16 protein-coding genes are annotated in these 15971 nt (G+C 47.5%); 1 reads left to right on the top strand and 15 read right to left on the bottom strand.

Going from position 1 to position 15971, the window contains the following annotated elements:
* Positions 1-22: 22 nt before the first annotated feature.
* The 12 genes from aroE to ACXX53_RS10455 all read right to left on the bottom strand — a co-directional run bounded on the left by aroE (position 23) and on the right by ACXX53_RS10455 (position 12310).
* Positions 23-907 carry a shikimate dehydrogenase gene (aroE, locus tag ACXX53_RS10510; protein ID WP_458568598.1) on the bottom strand — a complete coding sequence of 295 codons (885 nt, stop codon included), beginning with the start codon at positions 905-907 and terminating at the stop codon, positions 23-25.
* 24 nt (positions 908-931) lie between these two features.
* On the bottom strand, positions 932-2041 hold the full coding sequence (yqeH, locus tag ACXX53_RS10505) for a ribosome biogenesis GTPase YqeH (protein ID WP_458568597.1): 1110 nt from the start codon (positions 2039-2041) through the stop codon (positions 932-934).
* A 157-nt stretch (positions 2042-2198) separates the two neighbouring features.
* Positions 2199-2708, bottom strand: a complete 510-nt coding sequence (locus ACXX53_RS10500) for a YqeG family HAD IIIA-type phosphatase (RefSeq protein WP_458568596.1) — start codon at positions 2706-2708, stop codon at positions 2199-2201.
* 238 nt (positions 2709-2946) lie between these two features.
* Positions 2947-3339 (bottom strand): hypothetical protein, encoded by a 393-nt coding sequence (locus tag ACXX53_RS10495; RefSeq protein WP_458568595.1) that lies wholly within the window; start codon positions 3337-3339, stop codon positions 2947-2949.
* Positions 3340-3385: 46 nt separating this feature from the next.
* On the bottom strand, positions 3386-5605 hold the full coding sequence (locus ACXX53_RS10490; RefSeq protein ID WP_458568594.1) for a DUF4129 domain-containing transglutaminase family protein: 2220 nt from the start codon (positions 5603-5605) through the stop codon (positions 3386-3388).
* A complete protein-coding gene (locus tag ACXX53_RS10485; protein WP_458568593.1) occupies positions 5605-6870 on the bottom strand; it encodes a DUF58 domain-containing protein in 1266 nt (421 codons plus the stop codon). The genes ACXX53_RS10490 and ACXX53_RS10485 overlap by 1 nt, the downstream gene beginning before the upstream one ends.
* A 2-nt stretch (positions 6871-6872) precedes the next feature.
* Positions 6873-7829 carry an AAA family ATPase gene (locus ACXX53_RS10480; RefSeq protein ID WP_458568592.1) on the bottom strand — a complete coding sequence of 319 codons (957 nt, stop codon included), beginning with the start codon at positions 7827-7829 and terminating at the stop codon, positions 6873-6875.
* Positions 7830-8024: 195 nt separating this feature from the next.
* Positions 8025-8375, bottom strand: a complete 351-nt coding sequence (gene spoVAE / locus ACXX53_RS10475; protein ID WP_458568591.1) for a stage V sporulation protein AE — start codon at positions 8373-8375, stop codon at positions 8025-8027.
* 2 nt (positions 8376-8377) lie between these two features.
* Positions 8378-9391: a stage V sporulation protein AD gene (gene spoVAD, locus ACXX53_RS10470; RefSeq protein WP_458568590.1), complete on the bottom strand. Its 1014-nt coding sequence runs from the start codon at positions 9389-9391 to the stop codon at positions 8378-8380.
* 23 nt (positions 9392-9414) lie between these two features.
* Complete coding sequence (gene spoVAC, locus ACXX53_RS10465) at positions 9415-9921, bottom strand: stage V sporulation protein AC (protein ID WP_458568589.1); 507 nt, start codon at positions 9919-9921, stop codon at positions 9415-9417.
* Between the two features lie 761 nt (positions 9922-10682).
* Positions 10683-11372, bottom strand: coding sequence for a carbohydrate-binding family 9-like protein (locus ACXX53_RS10460; RefSeq protein WP_458568588.1), 690 nt, complete (start codon positions 11370-11372; stop codon positions 10683-10685).
* A gap of 275 nt (positions 11373-11647) precedes the next feature.
* A complete protein-coding gene (locus ACXX53_RS10455) occupies positions 11648-12310 on the bottom strand; it encodes a DUF421 domain-containing protein (protein WP_458568587.1) in 663 nt (220 codons plus the stop codon).
* Between the two features lie 187 nt (positions 12311-12497).
* On the opposite strand from ACXX53_RS10455, the gene ACXX53_RS10450 reads away from it, so the two are divergent.
* The gene (locus ACXX53_RS10450) at positions 12498-12806 is read left to right on the top strand and encodes a hypothetical protein (protein ID WP_458568586.1); all 309 of its coding nucleotides are present in this window, start codon (positions 12498-12500) and stop codon (positions 12804-12806) included.
* Between the two features lie 141 nt (positions 12807-12947).
* On the opposite strand, the gene ACXX53_RS10445 is transcribed toward ACXX53_RS10450, so the two are convergent.
* The 3 genes from ACXX53_RS10445 to ACXX53_RS10435 all read right to left on the bottom strand — a co-directional run bounded on the left by ACXX53_RS10445 (position 12948) and on the right by ACXX53_RS10435 (position 15852).
* Positions 12948-14093 (bottom strand): AI-2E family transporter, encoded by a 1146-nt coding sequence (locus ACXX53_RS10445; RefSeq protein ID WP_458568585.1) that lies wholly within the window; start codon positions 14091-14093, stop codon positions 12948-12950.
* 118 nt (positions 14094-14211) lie between these two features.
* Entirely contained in the window at positions 14212-14538 is a 327-nt protein-coding gene (locus tag ACXX53_RS10440; RefSeq protein WP_458568738.1) for a YnfA family protein, read from the bottom strand.
* A 90-nt stretch (positions 14539-14628) separates the two neighbouring features.
* The gene (locus ACXX53_RS10435) at positions 14629-15852 is read right to left on the bottom strand and encodes an amidohydrolase family protein (RefSeq protein WP_458568584.1); all 1224 of its coding nucleotides are present in this window, start codon (positions 15850-15852) and stop codon (positions 14629-14631) included.
* Positions 15853-15971 lie beyond the last annotated feature (119 nt).

Here is a 15971-nt window from a genome sequence, read left to right as displayed (position 1 = left end):
CACTCGTTCTACAAGTATTGTTTTATGATTCTGACATAGCCCTCATTACAGCGTCACGCATAACACTGACAGGCGCAGATATTCCTGTCCACAGTTCAAAGGCGATAACACCTTGATATATAAACATCCCCAACCCACTGTGAGTAACAGCGCCCAAGGCACGGGCTTCTGCCAGCAGCTTCGTTTCGAGCGGATTGTAAATAATATCGCTAACGATCATATGCGGCTTCAGATAGGATGCCTGTAACGGCATCTCATCTGGATAAGGATGCATACCGAGCGATGTGGTATTAATGACGAGGTCCACGCGCGCACCGCCAGTTTGAGGCAGACGATCCACAAGACCTACGGCTTCAATGGATCCCATCGACTGCAGGTCCTGTGCAATCCGTTCTGCCCGCTCTATGGTCCGATTCGCAATATATATATGCTTGACGCCTTCACGCAGCAAGCCAAACGCTAATCCTCGCGCAGCGCCGCCGGCACCGATAATAAGCACAGTCGCTCCTGTCAGCTGCACCTCGGTTTCTTCTTTCAATGACCGCACATAACCGGGTCCGTCCGTATTATACCCGATAAGTTTGCCTTTGTCGTTCACAATCGTGTTGACCGCACCGATCATGCGGGCACTCTCATCAATCTCATCGAGATAAGCCATCACATGTTCCTTGTGTGGAATCGTCACATTGATACCTCGTATGCCAAATGCGCGCATTCCAGCGATCGCGTTCTTCAACTGCTCCGGTTCTACGTGAAATGCTGTATAGACTCCATTCCACCCGCATGCCGCAAATGCCGCATTATGCATCAGAGGCGATTTGGAGTGGCCCACCGGGGCTCCGATAACCGCAAATACTGCTGTATCGCTCGTCACCACGGGCGTATTCGTTGCCAGCTTATTATGCATCCATATCGCTTCCCCTTGATTGGATTAGATTAACGAAGGGCGCAGCAGCACCTTAACGCCTTTAGGCGCATGAACTTTCAATAAAGCTCCAGCAGTGCCGTTGCATGTGATCCAGCCCAACCCTGAGATGAACACATCCATCTTCTCTCCGCGTGGTACGCGCAGTTCGTGCTTCGTCCAGGCTGGAATGCTCTCCAATTGTTCACGTGTCGGAGGCGCAAGCATCTCGCCAGCGTGCTCCTCATACAGCTCATCCGCACGTTCAAGCTTTGTACGATGAATATTGATGCCATTTGAAATGTAGCAAGTAAACGACTGGCGTTCTCCCTCAACGAAGTCGAATCGAGCTAATGCGCCGAAGAACAAAGTCTGCTCCGCGTTCAATTGATACACCATTGGCTTCAATGGCTTGTCCGGCAGCAGCGCTCCCAGTACATCACGATCCACCAGCTCTGTTAAACGGCTGCTGTATACAATTCCCGGCGTATCAATGATGTAGTGACCATCATCGAGCGGGATGTGCACCAGATCAAGCGTCGTCCCTGGATAACGAGACGTAGTCAATTCCCTTTCCATATCACTGTAGTCTCGAATCAACCGGTTAATGAGCGTAGACTTGCCCACATTTGTAGCTCCAACCACATATACATCGCGATTGCCACGGTAATGGTCGACTTCTTCAACCAGGCGGTCAAAGCCTAGGTTGCGCTTAGCGCTAACCAGCACGATATCTACGATGCGAATACCGTGTTCCTTAGCTCGGCGCTGCACCCAGTTCTTGATGCGGTTCCAGTTCATCGCTTTAGGCAGCAGATCCACCTTGTTCACGACAAGCAGCACCGGGTTGCTGCCCACGAACCGCTGCAAGCTAGAAATGATGCTTCCGTCGAAATCGAACAGATCGACGATATGAATGACCAGCGCGTCCTCTTGTCCGATCTTTCCGAGCAGGCGAAGGAAATCGTCCTGATCCAACGCTACTGAACTCGCATCATTATAGTTTTTAATTCGGAAGCAGCGCTGACAGATGATCGGGTCACGTTCGAGTGCGCTATCCGGCACGTATCCGGGTCTGCCCGGACTTTCTGTCTGAACCTTCACTCCGCAGCCGCTGCAATTCTTAATGGCTTCCATGTTGTTATGTCCTCCTCTGGTAAAACAGATCTTGCTCTCATACTTATTCCTGCCGCATATGCGAATGTATGTAGATACCGTTATCTAGGGCGGCTTCATTCAACCTGCTCCCTAACGATGAACCGCTTATGCTCGGCACCCGCTTGCATAAATGAACTTATTTCCACTTTCCTTGCTTGCGTAAACGCGCGGTAACAAAACGCTCCAGGCGTCGATTGATACGTGTGGTCCATCCCTCATCCTGCAGCGCAATTGGCTGTACGAGTATCGTATACAATTTCATCCGATTTCCGCCTAATACATCGGTCATCAATTGGTCTCCGATAACAGCCGTTTCCTCCGACTTCAGTCCCATGATATCCATTGCTTTCTGAAAAGGTTTCTGGGACGGCTTGCGGGCAGCAAAGACAAATTGAATATCAAGCGGCGCAGCAAATGTAGATACGCGAATAAGATTATTATTCGATACGATGACCAGCTTAAAGCCTTGACGCTTCACTTCCTCGATCCATGCTTCAAGCTGCGGGGTTGCCAGCGGGTCCTTCGCTCCGACCAACGTATTATCTAGATCCGTAATGATACCTTTTACTCCATTAGCTTTCAACTCTGCTAAATTGATATCATATACCGTACTCACCCGTAGTCGCGGAATAAATCCTTTAAACAAAACGTTCACCTCGTTTTCATACGAAAAACTATACCATATCAATTTGTAGTATGCACGTTTTTGAACATGCTTGAAAATTATACTGATTTGTGTGCATTACAAGCATTCTAAACGATCATTTGCAATGCGTTCGCGAAATATTGGTATCACGAGCGGTATCACAGCTTTAAAAATCAATAAAGCCTCGGACTATTCCGAGGCTTTTAATCTTATTGTTCTTGGTATGAATTGTTCCCATTCATAACATACCGGCATATCCAACAATCCCTCTAGTAAAGGGATTAACGTAAGCAACTCCTTCATTAAATCCATACATCGGATTTGAAAGCGGAAAAGTAACTTTATATACCACATTTCCGTTTAAGAAAAGTGATCGTTGATTGATTTTTTGAGAGAAATTCGAGTTTATTATACTCGGGACGTCCTTTAATTTAACTTTTTCGACTTTAAAATAGCGCCAAGCGCGGTCCCCGAGCGCTTCTTGTTCCTCTTTCGGCAATGAACGAAATACAGCCTGTTGAATAGCATCATTGCTGATATATGCCGTACTTAACTGAATATAGAAAAACCCGATCAAGAGAAGGACTGCAGCACCCACTAGCCACAGTCTCCAATGTTTATTCTTTTTCATGATATAACTCCCCCCATGTCCAGTAGGAGAATTAATAAATATCTAATTACTTCATTTCTCGCTTGAAATTCCGGATCATAACCTTCAATTGACTGCAATCCTGATCAGACATCGTCTCTGCACCGTACTTCGCCTGCTCAAACTGCCGAACAATTGAATTTGCTGCATTCCGTTTATCAGAGTCGTCATGATACCAGCGTTCAATCGCTTCGCGTACCGTTTCGTCCTGTGTTCGCTGCAATCCGCGCCAACGACAATAACTTAGCCAAAGCTCCGTCTCAACGATCATTCGCTGATTCGGCGACAAGCTTCTGCTAATCAAACGAAGCCAGCGAAGGGAGAAGCCTACAGCCTGCCATCGCTTCAAGAGATAAGCAAGCACCAGCAGTACAGCTAATGCCAGCACGATCTGAGCCGCTAATCCTACCCATGATGGCAAAGAAAGCGACTTTTCTTCGTCTAGAGGGGCTGCTGTGTTGTCTGGACTAAGCTCCTGCGGATTCTGAATGGCACTAGGTTCTGCCTGTGGCTCCAAACGAGGCATGGAAAAGCCCGGTGTCGGCTCAAATGCCACCCAGCCATAATCCCCTAGATATACCTCAACCCACGAATGCGCATCTGCATTCGTTACCCGGAACGTCCCCCCTGCGTTCGGATCAGCCATACGTTCGAGTAAATCCTGAGGCTTAAGACCATCTGCAATATCATCTCTACTACCTGGCGCGTAGCCTTTTACCCAGCGAGTTGGAACCCCTATGCTGCGCATCATGACCGCCATCGCAGAAGAATAATAATCGCAGTAGCCCTCTTGGACCTCGAATAGGAAGGAGTCAACGAAATCAGGGCTCTTTCTCTTCGAAATATCCGGCTTATTCGTATACGTAAAATGAGTGCGCAGATAGGTTTCGATAAACATAGCGCGATCATAATCGTTTGTCGCATTCTCGGTCAGCTGCACGGCAAGCTCTTTGACTCGATCAGGAACGAAATTAGGCAGTTGCAAATACTGTTGCCATTCCATTGACTCGTATGATTCCTTGCGCGTTTGAGTAGCTTCTCTCATCTGATCCGGAGTAGCCTCAAGTACGTTGGAGATAATGGTATAGGTCTTCGGATACTTCCTCGTCCCATTATCCAAGTACTTGAGCTCGTCGTCACGCACATTCCACAACAGCTCACCTTCGTTCGTTACATCCAATTGCTCGTAAGAGCTTATAGAAGCCATTCCGAATAATACAGGATACACCTTGTCATCCAGCATGGTAAAGCTTTGCTTAACCATTCGAGTAGGTACGTCGGGAGCTCGTAAATATCCATCCTTAACCGGTGTATCAGGCAGTACATGCTCTGTTAAGTTCATTTTGTTATAGTCAGCCCAACCATCGCCTAAATAAGTGGATTTCGTTTCGCCGCGCCAATATCCCCGATAATCGGATTGCACCGTCATAACCGGCATAAAGTTCATCTCGAAACCGCCGCCAAGACCTTTATCATTCATACTGTATCCCGATAAGCTCCCCGTTCCTCCATGCCCTTGCCCATTCCCCCCTGGACCTGCTCCAAGCTTACCCGACTCAATCCATGACGTATATGGATCTGTCAGCACAGGCTCCAGGCCGGGAACACTGACCCCTGTCGTTATGATCAGCGAAACGAGTACGACCGCACTAACGATCATCTGGAGCGCATAACGCTTCGAGCGCTTCCACTTAGCGGGATATTGAAGCCTGACATTCCTGAAATGGAGTGCGATCAGCCATAGCAGAGATGCTGCCATGATCCATGCCACCTGAACCCATAAGTTCACGGGCGTGAAGGAATCTAGAATACCGAACACGATCAATTGAATAATCATCAGCAGCAGAATATGCCCGCCTGTATTGACCGCTCTCATAAATATTTCATAAGTGAGCCAGATGAGTCCAACCAGCCATATATAGGGATGATAAAGTGACATTCGTTCAAGCCAAGTGACATGCTCCGCATCAGGGGCAATCCAAAGTCCTATATCCGAAAGCTCTCGAAATACAGACCAAAATACGAGCGCAACACCGATCGGTATTCGAATGTGCGGAACGGCTGGGATCAGTAATCCGAGAAACAACATAACACTGAGCATCCGATCGGTCATACTGATGGTTTCTTCGTACCAGTAGGGAACTAATGCATCCACCCATTGTGACATCAAGATGAACAAGCAGATCCATATCAAGCGTTCTTCCCAAAATAATCCTTTGAAGCGAAAAGAGAATCGCTTCTCTCTCATCAGGCCGTTCCCTCCAATCTTGCGGGAAGCTCGTGTAGATCCGATATCTTCACATATTGATAGCGATATTTCATAAGCACAGCAGAAGTCTCAGCCACACTTTCCTGAGCAGCAGCAGTATACTGACCTACATGCAGATAAGTTCCATGCCAATTTCGTTTGGCCAGCGCTGCTATTGAGATAAGCTGACTCCGCTGCACACGTCCTGATATCCATACGACAACGCCGCCTCTCCTTAGCTCAGGATGATTAGACCACTTGTCGATCCAGATCGGTTCTGTCCGCTTATCGCTCAAGTCCCGCTCCCGCTGCACGGAAGCCAGCCATTGGCGGTAAGGCAGCGATTCATAACGAACCGCATCATCTGTCCATATCTTCGGTTCTTCGCCCATGCCGATCACGACAGTTCGCCGCTGCTGCACGCGTGCATAGGCAGCAAGCGATGCAACTGCTGACACGGCCAACTCAAATTGATCTGCTAGATCATACGCAAATACAGATTGATCGAGCACAAGCACCAATTGTGGAAACCCTTCCGGCTCAAACTGCTTCGACTTCATCATTCCAGTCTTCGCCGTCGCGTTCCAATGAACCCGCGAGAGCTTATCACCGTACGCATATTCGCGAATTCCATTGAGATGGGTGGATTCTCTGCGATCCTTCGTTAGCGCATGATCTAGGTGGGATAAGCCGTTCCAAGCCCTGCTCTGTCTCCAGCTGGCGATAGGCACTGTTTGCGGAAGCACATATATGGATTGTGTTGCCTGAAATTCGCCTTTATGTTCGAACAATCCGAATAGATCCTTCGTTCGGCAGATCGTATTTGTGAACTGATAACACCCGCGCGGAAGCGGCGGTGTATGATATTGCACTTCAGCCTGGCGATGGGAGTCCATCGTGACGATAGATTCATACTGCCCAACCAGCTTGCCGAAACGGTATATCTCATCGTTGACAATGATATACGGCAATGGAAGCCAGCCAGGTATGCGAATACTCAACTGAACGGGAATGTTGCTGTCCGCCACGAAATGCTTGTGGCCATCTCCGCCCACTATACGTTGACCGCTGACACGTCGAATTCCTCCGACGGAACCGGCAATCCAATAAACACCAAGCACGGTTGCCATCACCAATAGCATGAATGATGTCTTTCCACCTTGAAACAAAAAGTAAAAAATAAGTGCGACATAGATCAAGACAGCGACAATCCACATCTTAATCATGGACTGTCTACGCGGCTGCGACTGGCTGCTCCCTGTCATCTTTACATCTCCAGCCGCACAGGCACAGCGATCTTCTTCAATACTTGCTGAAGTATAGTGTAAGCCGTCGAACCGTCGATCTTAGCATCAATGCCCAGCACCATACGATGCGCGAGCACATAAGGCACCAACCGCTTCACATCATCTGGAGTTACGTACCTCCGGCCCTGCAGCCAAGCGTATGCCTTGGAAGCCTGCATCAGCGCAATGGAAGCTCGCGGACTTGCTCCGAGCAGCACCTGCGGGTGCTCCCGCGTCTCACGGATAATATCTACCATGTAGGAAACGATCGCTTCATCCATATGGATAAGCTTAATATCCTGCTGAACTTCTTCAATTGTAGCTATATCAGCAACTTGATCAACTCGCTCAGAAGGAAGTCCCTCAGCATGTCTAGCAAGAATGCTTCGCTCTGTTGGACCATCGGGGTATCCGATCCGCAGTTTGATCATGAAACGATCGAGTTGGGCTTCTGGCAGTGCATATGTACCTTCAAATTCGATCGGGTTCTGGGTGGCGAACAGGATAAATGGAGTCGGTAAATCGAATGTTTCACCGTCTATGGTGACGTGGTGTTCTTCCATTGCTTCTAACAATGCGGATTGTGTCTTCGTAGTGGCTCGGTTAATCTCATCAACTAGCAGGAAATTGGTCATCATCGGACCGGGGCGAAAAACGAATTGTTGATCCTTCGGGTGATAAATAAACATGCCGGTTATATCCGTCGGCAGCAAGTCCGGATTGCACTGGACACGGCGAAACTGTCCATTCATCGACCTGGCAAGCGACTTAATCATTTGTGTCTTGCCTGTGCCAGGTACATCTTCAATCAGTACGTGCCCGCCTGCCAGCATCGCGGTAAGCAACAGCTCGATCTCGGTTTCCTTTCCTAATATGCAGCGCTCCAGTGTGGAGCGTAATTGTTGAATGACATCGAATAAATGATTAGTTGATGACATGAATGCAGCCTCCTCGCGAATAACTAGGATAGTCGTATTGCTGAGATCACGGTTACATGCTCTCATATTACACCATATTCTGCCAGCCGTACATGCAGTAAACTAACAAATTGATTCATTTATTCCAACGAAATCCTTGCTGCACATTAAAAATCCTCGCATTCCGTTACGGAAGCGAGGATAAGCAAGCTGAACTTAACCTTTAGGACGACACAGTAAAGCCGCAAAGAAGGAAAACACGATAGCAGCTGATATCCCTGCGCTCGTCGTCTTGAATATTCCCGTCACCGCTCCGATCCAGCCATCCTTTTGCAGATCAGTGATCGCTCCGTGTACCAAGGAATTGCCGAAGCTTGTGATCGGGACAGTCGCTCCTGCTCCCGCAAAATTGATTAATGGCTCATACCATCCGAAGCCGTCGATGATAGCACCTGCTACAACAAGCGCCGCCATCGTGTGGGCGGGGGTTAATTTGGCTACATCGAACATAAGCTGTCCGATTACACAGATCAAACCGCCTACTACAAAAGCCCAAAAATAGATCATAGTTATGCTTCCTCCATTTCCAACGTAACCGCATGGGCTATGCATGGAATCGATTCACCCTGCTGATAGGACAGCGGTGACAAGAGCGCTCCTGTTGCGGCAACCAAGACTCGCTTTAGCTCGCCTTTCTTCATTCGCTTCAGGATATGTCCATACGTCACTACCGCTGAGCAAGCGCACCCGCTTCCCCCTGCTTGTACACCCTGCTTCTTGAGATCATAGACCATCAAACCGCAGTCACTGAAGACGGTGCCGTTAAGTGATAATCCATTCTCCTTAAATAAATCCTTCGCAATAGCATGCCCAACTGTTGCTAAGTCGCCAGTCACGATCAAGTCATAATCAGCAGGCGTACGGTTCAGATCTGCGAGATGAGTTTGAATCGTGTCCACCGCCGCTGGAGCCATCGCTGCTCCCATATTAAATGGATCTTTTAGCCCCATATCGACAACCTTACCGATAGTCGCTGCATATATCTTTGGTCCAGGGCCATTCTTCGCTACGATCGCCGCTCCAGCACCTGTAACTGTATACTGCGCTGTCGGCGGCTTCTGCGAGCCGTATTCCGTCGGATAACGGAACTGCTTCTCGACCGTGCTGTTATGGCTGCACGCGCCGGCAAGCGCATAATCCGCATTACCGGAATCCACGAGCATCGCCGATAGAGCCAGCGTCTCCATCGAAGTAGAACATGCTCCGAACACGCCGATATACGGAACGCCAAGCGCACGGGCAGCGAAGGAGCTGCTAATGATCTGGTTGAGCAGATCGCCACCAATATAATACTGGATCTGATCTTCCTTCAACTTCGCGTGCAGCACGGCAAGCTCGACTGCCTGCTCCATCAGTCTGCGTTCTGCCTTCTCCCAGCTCGGTTGCTGCATATACATATCTTCATGTATATAGTCAAATGTGCTCCCAAGCGGTCCTTCCCCTTCATCAGGTCCAACCACCGTTGCGGTGCTAAGAATGACCGGCTTGTTCTTGAACAGCCAGGTCTGTCGTCCAATGTGCATGTCGCTGCCTCCTTATCGCTTCATCATCCGTGTTTAATATTGATGCCGAAGATCAGGTATACCAATGCAACTACAAATGCGGCAACTGTACCATACACGATAACGGATCCAGCCAGCTTGAACATGTTGCCGCCAACCCCCAGCACCATGCCCTCGCTTCGGTGTTCAAGCGCTGCGGAAGACATCGAGTTGGCAAAGCCCGTGACCGGCACTGCGCTTCCTGCTCCGGCCCATTGCGCGAGCTTGTCATATACGCCAAAGCTTGTCAGAATAACAGAAATGAGTATGAGCAGAACAACAGTTGGAGAGCTTGCCTGTTCCTTGCTCATATTGAAATATTTCATGAAGATTTCTTGGAATCCTTGCCCGATAAGGCAGATGATACCGCCCACGAGAAATGCACGAATGCAGTTCTGGAAGATGGCGCGGGCTGGTTCACGCTTTTGGGCCATCTGCTTGTATTTCTGCTCGGATAAATTCGTCTTTCCCGTCTTCCAAGCGGGTTTCTGGGATTTGTCTGATGACGTCATAGGTACTCCTCCTGCTTCAATATAACGTACATCCAATCGTACGAAGGACAATGGTGTCAGTTACATTATTTGTTGGGAGAAGCTTGTTTATAAGTAGGTTATTTTTGGGGGGAGCAGCAGTTAGAAGTATAGCGGTATCACCACTGGCAGCTGAGACGTCGTTTTTCTACGTCTCAGCTCCCGAGCGGGGTCTTTTTTAGCCTGAGACGTCGTTTTTCGACGTCTCGAGCTCGTTCCGCCACTTGGCGAGGCTGCCTTGGAGGCTGAGACGTCAATTTTTTACGTCTCAGCCCCTGAGCGGGGTCTTTTTCGGCCTGAGACGTCGTTTTTCGGCGTCTCGGGCGCGTTCCACCGCTCGGTGAGGCAGCCTTGGAGGCTGAGACGTCAATTTTTTACGTCTCAGCTCCCGAGCGGGGACTTTTTTAGCCTGAGACGTCGTTTTTCGGCGTCTCGGGCGCGTTCCGCCGCTCGGCGAGGCCGCCTCGGAGGCTGAGACGTAATTTTTCTGCGTCTCAGCCCCTGAGCGAGGACTTATTCGGCCCGAGACGTCGTTTTTCGACGTCTCGGGCGCGTTCCACCGCTCGGCGAGGCGGCCTTGGAGGCGGAGACGTCATTTTTCTACGTCTCAGCCCCTGAGCGAGGACTTTTTCGCCCTGAGACGTCCATCTTCGACGTCTCGGGCCTCAGGGGCTACCTCTAACAAAAAAAGACTGCCCTCAGTCATATACATGATCTGAACGGCAGTCCCTGCGCTTCAAGCATTATGATTTGAAAAATCGGATGCGGCCAAATCGCTCTGGCACATGAAATTGGATCGCTCCTGTTGGTGACCAAGCGGAGAAGCTGCGTGTTCCTTCAGCATCCTGATCAATACGGAACATATTGATTCGCCACTCTTCACCAGGCTGTGGAGATGCATTCAGATCCGCAAACGGAAGCACCGCAGTGTACTCAATCTGCACAGATCCGCGCTGTGACTGCTTATCCGGCTCCGTATAACGAACCTGCGTCATGATTCCTTCTGCGTTCCATTCTGGATGGAACCCTAACGGCTGATCCTTCTCGTGCGTAATCATCGAATCGAAGATCACATTATGAGGGCTGATGTTGAACTCATAATATCGTTGTTCATCTGGAGAAGGGGCTATAAACCACTCTACGACGTCCGCATCAAATAAGGAGTCATCGCGCTTCGTGAACGGACTGACAATGATATCATCCTCACAGCGAAATTGCAGATGAAGTGCGTAATCCGACCAGCACATACGAACATGGGTCAGCAATGCTGGCACTTCACCAGATACAACGTCTGTCAACTGCACATTCGGAAGCTTGTCCCAGGTGCTGGAATTCGGATGATCTTCTACATAATGAACTAAGTATATAGGTACTGGAGCGGTATGGCTGCATACCGCTTGTTCGGGGCTCTCTGTACTTTCTTGTGCTTGCATGGTGCAATCATCTCCGTTTAATTATGCTATGACATGGTGCCATGATGTAAGCTTACAGGCTGCAAACTAACTTGTAAACCCAAATGTAACCCTAATCAGAGCTTACTTAGCCGATTTCCGACCAACTCCAACTTCGAGCCCAGCCCTTGCTTTGACATGGAACGTATTTAACATCACAGCTCACTTTTTATCGATAATATGAGAAGCTTCAATAACGAAAAAACAGCAGTTCTAGATGTAACATCAAGAACTACTGCTCAAAGGTTAGAAACTGATCAGGTAGAGGATTTCGATGGAGGCTGATCTCCTGCTACAACTAACTCTCCACCTTGTGTGATCTCAGCATAGAATATATCTTCGATTCCTTTATAGCCCTGCTTCTTCAGCTCATTGACGAGCCATAGCTGCTCTTTGCTCTTGCGATGCAGAGCATCCAGTTGAATCTCGCCATCCATGATGACGGGGAAGGCTAATTGATTCGCATTCATGTCGTTCTTAAATACGCTAATGTTGCCGTTTGATTCAATAATCGCAAATTTCACTTGATTAACCGAGAAAATATCCTTTTGTCGAAGCAAGCTTAACATTTCATCCAGATCCATATTATTTTTACGCAGCTGCTCCTTATCAACCCTTCCATCATGGATAAAATATGAGGGCATTCCATCAAGAAGCTTGCGCGTATTGCGCTTCTTAATAGATATTTTGTTCATCAGCACGATAAAACTCGTCCAGAGCGTGATCGTGAACAGTATGTGTGCAATATTAACCTCATCTACATAAAGTCCATTGCCCACCAGCTCAGATAATACGATAGCTGAAATAAAGTCATATGGCGACAGCTGTTTTATTTCTCTGCCACCAATTACTTTCGCCGAGATGAACAACGCCATAAAACCAACCGCTAATTTAATTGCAATATGCAAAAACATTTCCATTTCAACACACATCCTTAAGCAACATATTCGAGGACTTGTGTTAGTATTTATCATCCACCAATCAATAATTCACATCTCATTGAATGAAATTCAAATGTTGCAAATCCGATTTCGTACGCAAAGATGTTTAATTTCTTTTTCTGTTTTCATATACTTAGAAATGAGAAGCGGATATGGAGGTTCACGTATGAATGAAGAAGAACTTATCAAGAACATGAAACGGCGGTTGCTTAACTATTCGATCCTAACTGCAGCTATTGTTGTAACGGGAATCTCATTAATAATGTCAATGATCTATGAACTACCTTTACTGACCACATTATCACAGGCTTTACTTGCTACGATTCTGCTGGGCATAGCCATCAACTGTGCGAAACTAGCTACACAGCAGCTAAAATCACACAATTGGAAATTGCGAGATATCCGATTTGGCTTTTATTTTTTATACTTTTCATCTATCTTAAATGCTACTTTAGCCTTGATCATTATGCTGTAGCGGCAGCATGCATGACAATACATAATCCCTTTACGATGCTCTCAGCCTGAGCAAACGACAGCTAAATAGAAACGACCGCATTCCCGAAATGACTCGAGAAGCGGTCGTCAACATAAATATGTTCGCTGTTATCCAGATTTCCTACGATATCTTAATGTTGCGCTTTTTCAGCCTGTTATTCGTTACAATTCGCAATAGCGTATAGATAACCGCAAAGGTTGGAATACCTAGCAGCATACCCATCAATCCAAACAGGCTGCCTCCTATCATAAGCGATAAGAGAACCCAAAGTCCGTTCATGCCAATTGAATTGCCTACAACTCGAGGATAAATAAAGTTCCCCTCCAACTGTTGAAGCACAATGATAAATATGACAAACCAGAACGCTTTCGGCGGATCAACCATCAATATAATAAATGCACTTGGGATTGTCCCAATATAAGCACCGAATATAGGAACAATACTCGTTACCGCAACAATAACACTGACAAGAAGCGCATATGGCATCGAGAAGATCGTCATACCAATAAAGCATAATCCGCCGAGTATCATGGCTTCTGTCAGCTGCCCAGCAATAAATCCGCTGAACGCTCTATTCGTTATGGAGCATACTTCAACCGTCTTTTCAGCTCGTTTTGGAGAAACAAATGCATATAAAAGCTTTTTGGATATCGAAGATAACTTCTCTTTGTTAATGAGAAGGTATGCGGACAGTACAGCCCCCATAACAACGTCTACAAAGCTGGCCGTAAAATTTTTCGTGAATGTTAAGATATACGGTACATAATCTGTAATTAATCCACCGAACTTCTGAACGACCTCGCTCCAATTCAGCGCTATCTTTTCCCAAATGTCACTCTCAAGATTAAATCTGATCGCCAGATCCGTAACAAACACTTTCAAGGATGCCATGTAGCCATGAAGATTGCTTGTTAGCATGGATAAGCTTTCCATTAACTGAGGGATGATGAACCACGCTAGAATCGTAAAAAATATGATCACCGTCGAGTACGTCAACAATATGGAGGCAGGCCGCTTCAGCTTCTTCCATAATGGCTTATCATACTTGTTGATTGGCGCAAATACTCTCTCCTCAAACACCTTCAATAATATGTTGAGCACATAAGCTATTGCAAAACCTAATATAACCGGATTCAACAAATAATAGAGATCGACTAGAAATCCAATAATCGATTTGATGTTGGTTAGTATTAAATATAGCAATACGGTGTAAGTCGCAATCAGCAAATATTTCTTAATATCTGATGAAAATTTCTGGTTATCCATTCGATGTGAACTCCTAACTAGTAAGTGATTGCTGCTGTCCATTCTATAGAATATCACATTTATTTTAAATACGATAAAAAACTGTATTATTGTAATAAATTACCAAAGTTTTCATGAATTAGTGGCGCGGAGCCCACAACATGATCGATACCCCAATCACACAGATAATCCCGCCGATCCAATCGTATAAGTCAGGTGTTTTCTTATCTATCAACCACCCCCATAACAGTGCCAGCACGATGAACACACCGCCATATGCTGCATATACACGGCCAAATGAAGGGAATTTCTGCAGAGTTGGAATAATTCCATACGCGATCAACACGAGACTTCCAATAAGACCATACCACCATGGCTTCGACTCACGCAGCCACAGCCAAACTAAATATCCGCCGCCTATTTCCGCAAGTCCAGCAGCGATGAATAGTGCAATTGCAGCAACCAGTTGCTACACCTCCAAAACGTTAATTTAGTGCTAGAATAATCACTCCATCGATATATTAACCGATAGACAGTATAAAGAAAAGAATCGAGTTTAGCGATTGCCTGACACTAACTTCCCTTTATAAAATACAGATCTATTCCCCGCCCTTCGCGCCACCGCTTCGGCAGCACAGCTCGCGTCGACCAGCACCATATTGGCTTCCATTCCGACTGCAGGCCAAACTCGTATACCCGCTTCATTTAATGGAGTAGTACCGCCTGTTATGAATCCAAGAGCTTCCTCTAATCTGCGTTCATCACTCCAGCCATAGCACTCGGCTAACCTTCCTGCCTTCTCGAGATTATCGCCCGTTCCGAATGGAGACCAATGATCCGTAATGCTGTCTTGACCGAGATGCACGTTCACTCCGTTGCGATGGAGCAGCGGAATCGGCATTACAAGCTTGCCGATCGGCACAGTCGAAGCAATGGATATCTGCTGTGCGGCCAGCATGTCCACCACTTCCTCAGCAATTTGCTCCGGAACGCCTGCCAAGCCAAAGGCATGACTAATCGTAACCCGACCCTGCCATCCAGCCTCTTCTGTAAGCTGAGCTAGGCGCTTCATCGTGAACACACCTAATGAATCGCGATCATGCAGGTGGAGATCGACATTGGCGTCAGCTTCTACTGCAAGCTCCATCATCGCCTGCAATGAGGCCTCGATATTGCCATCGACTGTCGCGGGATCGACACCCCCGACAAGTGAAGCTCCATAGCGCATCGCTTCCCTCACTAGGCTGACGGAGTCTGAACGAAGCAGCCCGTGCTGTGGAAACGCAACGATCTCCCAGGATAGCTTACCTCGATATGCTTCCAACGCCCGCAAGGTCGCTTCAAGATTGCCGAGTCCAGCATACGGGTCAATGTTGCAATGGGTACGCACGTGCGTAGCGCCATTTCGCTGAATGAGCTCAAGCAGCTTCTCTGCTCTTTCTCTCGCGACTGGCAATTGCTTCGGCAGCAGCTCTTCTTCTTCCTTCAGACGGGAGAAGATACCGCGTGCTGCTGGACGAACTGCTTTCCACGGGCCGCCATAGTACGTTTTATCCAAGTGGATATGCATTTCTCTGAATGAAGGCAGCAGAAGTCGACCATGTCCATCGATAATGGGGAGCTCTGTTCGCAATGGACCGCTCATAGGCGCGATCTCCACTATTTTACCTGCTTCTACGTGTATTCTATTAAGTTCCGTCTTAGTGCCTACGATAATGCCATCTTCGTACTCATATCCGCTCTCGAGGCGGACATTGTCTAACCAAAAACTCGAATTCACCTTATATCCTCCTCTATACATCATCAACGCATTCGCTCAAAACTATAATAATCTATTTGCACTCCTATTTTTTCTTCATTTTACACAAAAGAAGCAGCCAGCACTATTGCTGACCGCTT

The organism is Paenibacillus marinisediminis, from assembly GCF_054343325.1.
Note: the sequence above shows the minus strand (reverse complement) of the source record. Positions and strands in the feature narration are given on the sequence as shown.

Excerpts from the sequence above, each read along its gene's own strand:
- aroE (WP_458568598.1), bottom strand. The coding sequence starts at position 907 with ATGCATAATAAGCTGGCAACGAATACGCCCGTGGTGACGAGCGATACA.
- yqeH (WP_458568597.1), bottom strand. The coding sequence starts at position 2,041 with ATGGAAGCCATTAAGAATTGCAGCGGCTGCGGAGTGAAGGTTCAGACA.
- ACXX53_RS10495 (WP_458568595.1), bottom strand. The coding sequence starts at position 3,339 with ATGAAAAAGAATAAACATTGGAGACTGTGGCTAGTGGGTGCTGCAGTC.
- ACXX53_RS10490 (WP_458568594.1), bottom strand. The coding sequence starts at position 5,605 with ATGAGAGAGAAGCGATTCTCTTTTCGCTTCAAAGGATTATTTTGGGAA.
- ACXX53_RS10485 (WP_458568593.1), bottom strand. The coding sequence starts at position 6,870 with ATGACAGGGAGCAGCCAGTCGCAGCCGCGTAGACAGTCCATGATTAAG.
- ACXX53_RS10480 (WP_458568592.1), bottom strand. The coding sequence starts at position 7,829 with ATGTCATCAACTAATCATTTATTCGATGTCATTCAACAATTACGCTCC.
- spoVAE (WP_458568591.1), bottom strand. The coding sequence starts at position 8,375 with ATGATCTATTTTTGGGCTTTTGTAGTAGGCGGTTTGATCTGTGTAATC.
- spoVAD (WP_458568590.1), bottom strand. The coding sequence starts at position 9,391 with ATGCACATTGGACGACAGACCTGGCTGTTCAAGAACAAGCCGGTCATT.
- spoVAC (WP_458568589.1), bottom strand. The coding sequence starts at position 9,921 with ATGACGTCATCAGACAAATCCCAGAAACCCGCTTGGAAGACGGGAAAG.
- ACXX53_RS10460 (WP_458568588.1), bottom strand. The coding sequence starts at position 11,372 with ATGCAAGCACAAGAAAGTACAGAGAGCCCCGAACAAGCGGTATGCAGC.
- ACXX53_RS10455 (WP_458568587.1), bottom strand. The coding sequence starts at position 12,310 with ATGGAAATGTTTTTGCATATTGCAATTAAATTAGCGGTTGGTTTTATG.
- ACXX53_RS10450 (WP_458568586.1), top strand. The coding sequence starts at position 12,498 with ATGAATGAAGAAGAACTTATCAAGAACATGAAACGGCGGTTGCTTAAC.
- ACXX53_RS10445 (WP_458568585.1), bottom strand. The coding sequence starts at position 14,093 with ATGGATAACCAGAAATTTTCATCAGATATTAAGAAATATTTGCTGATT.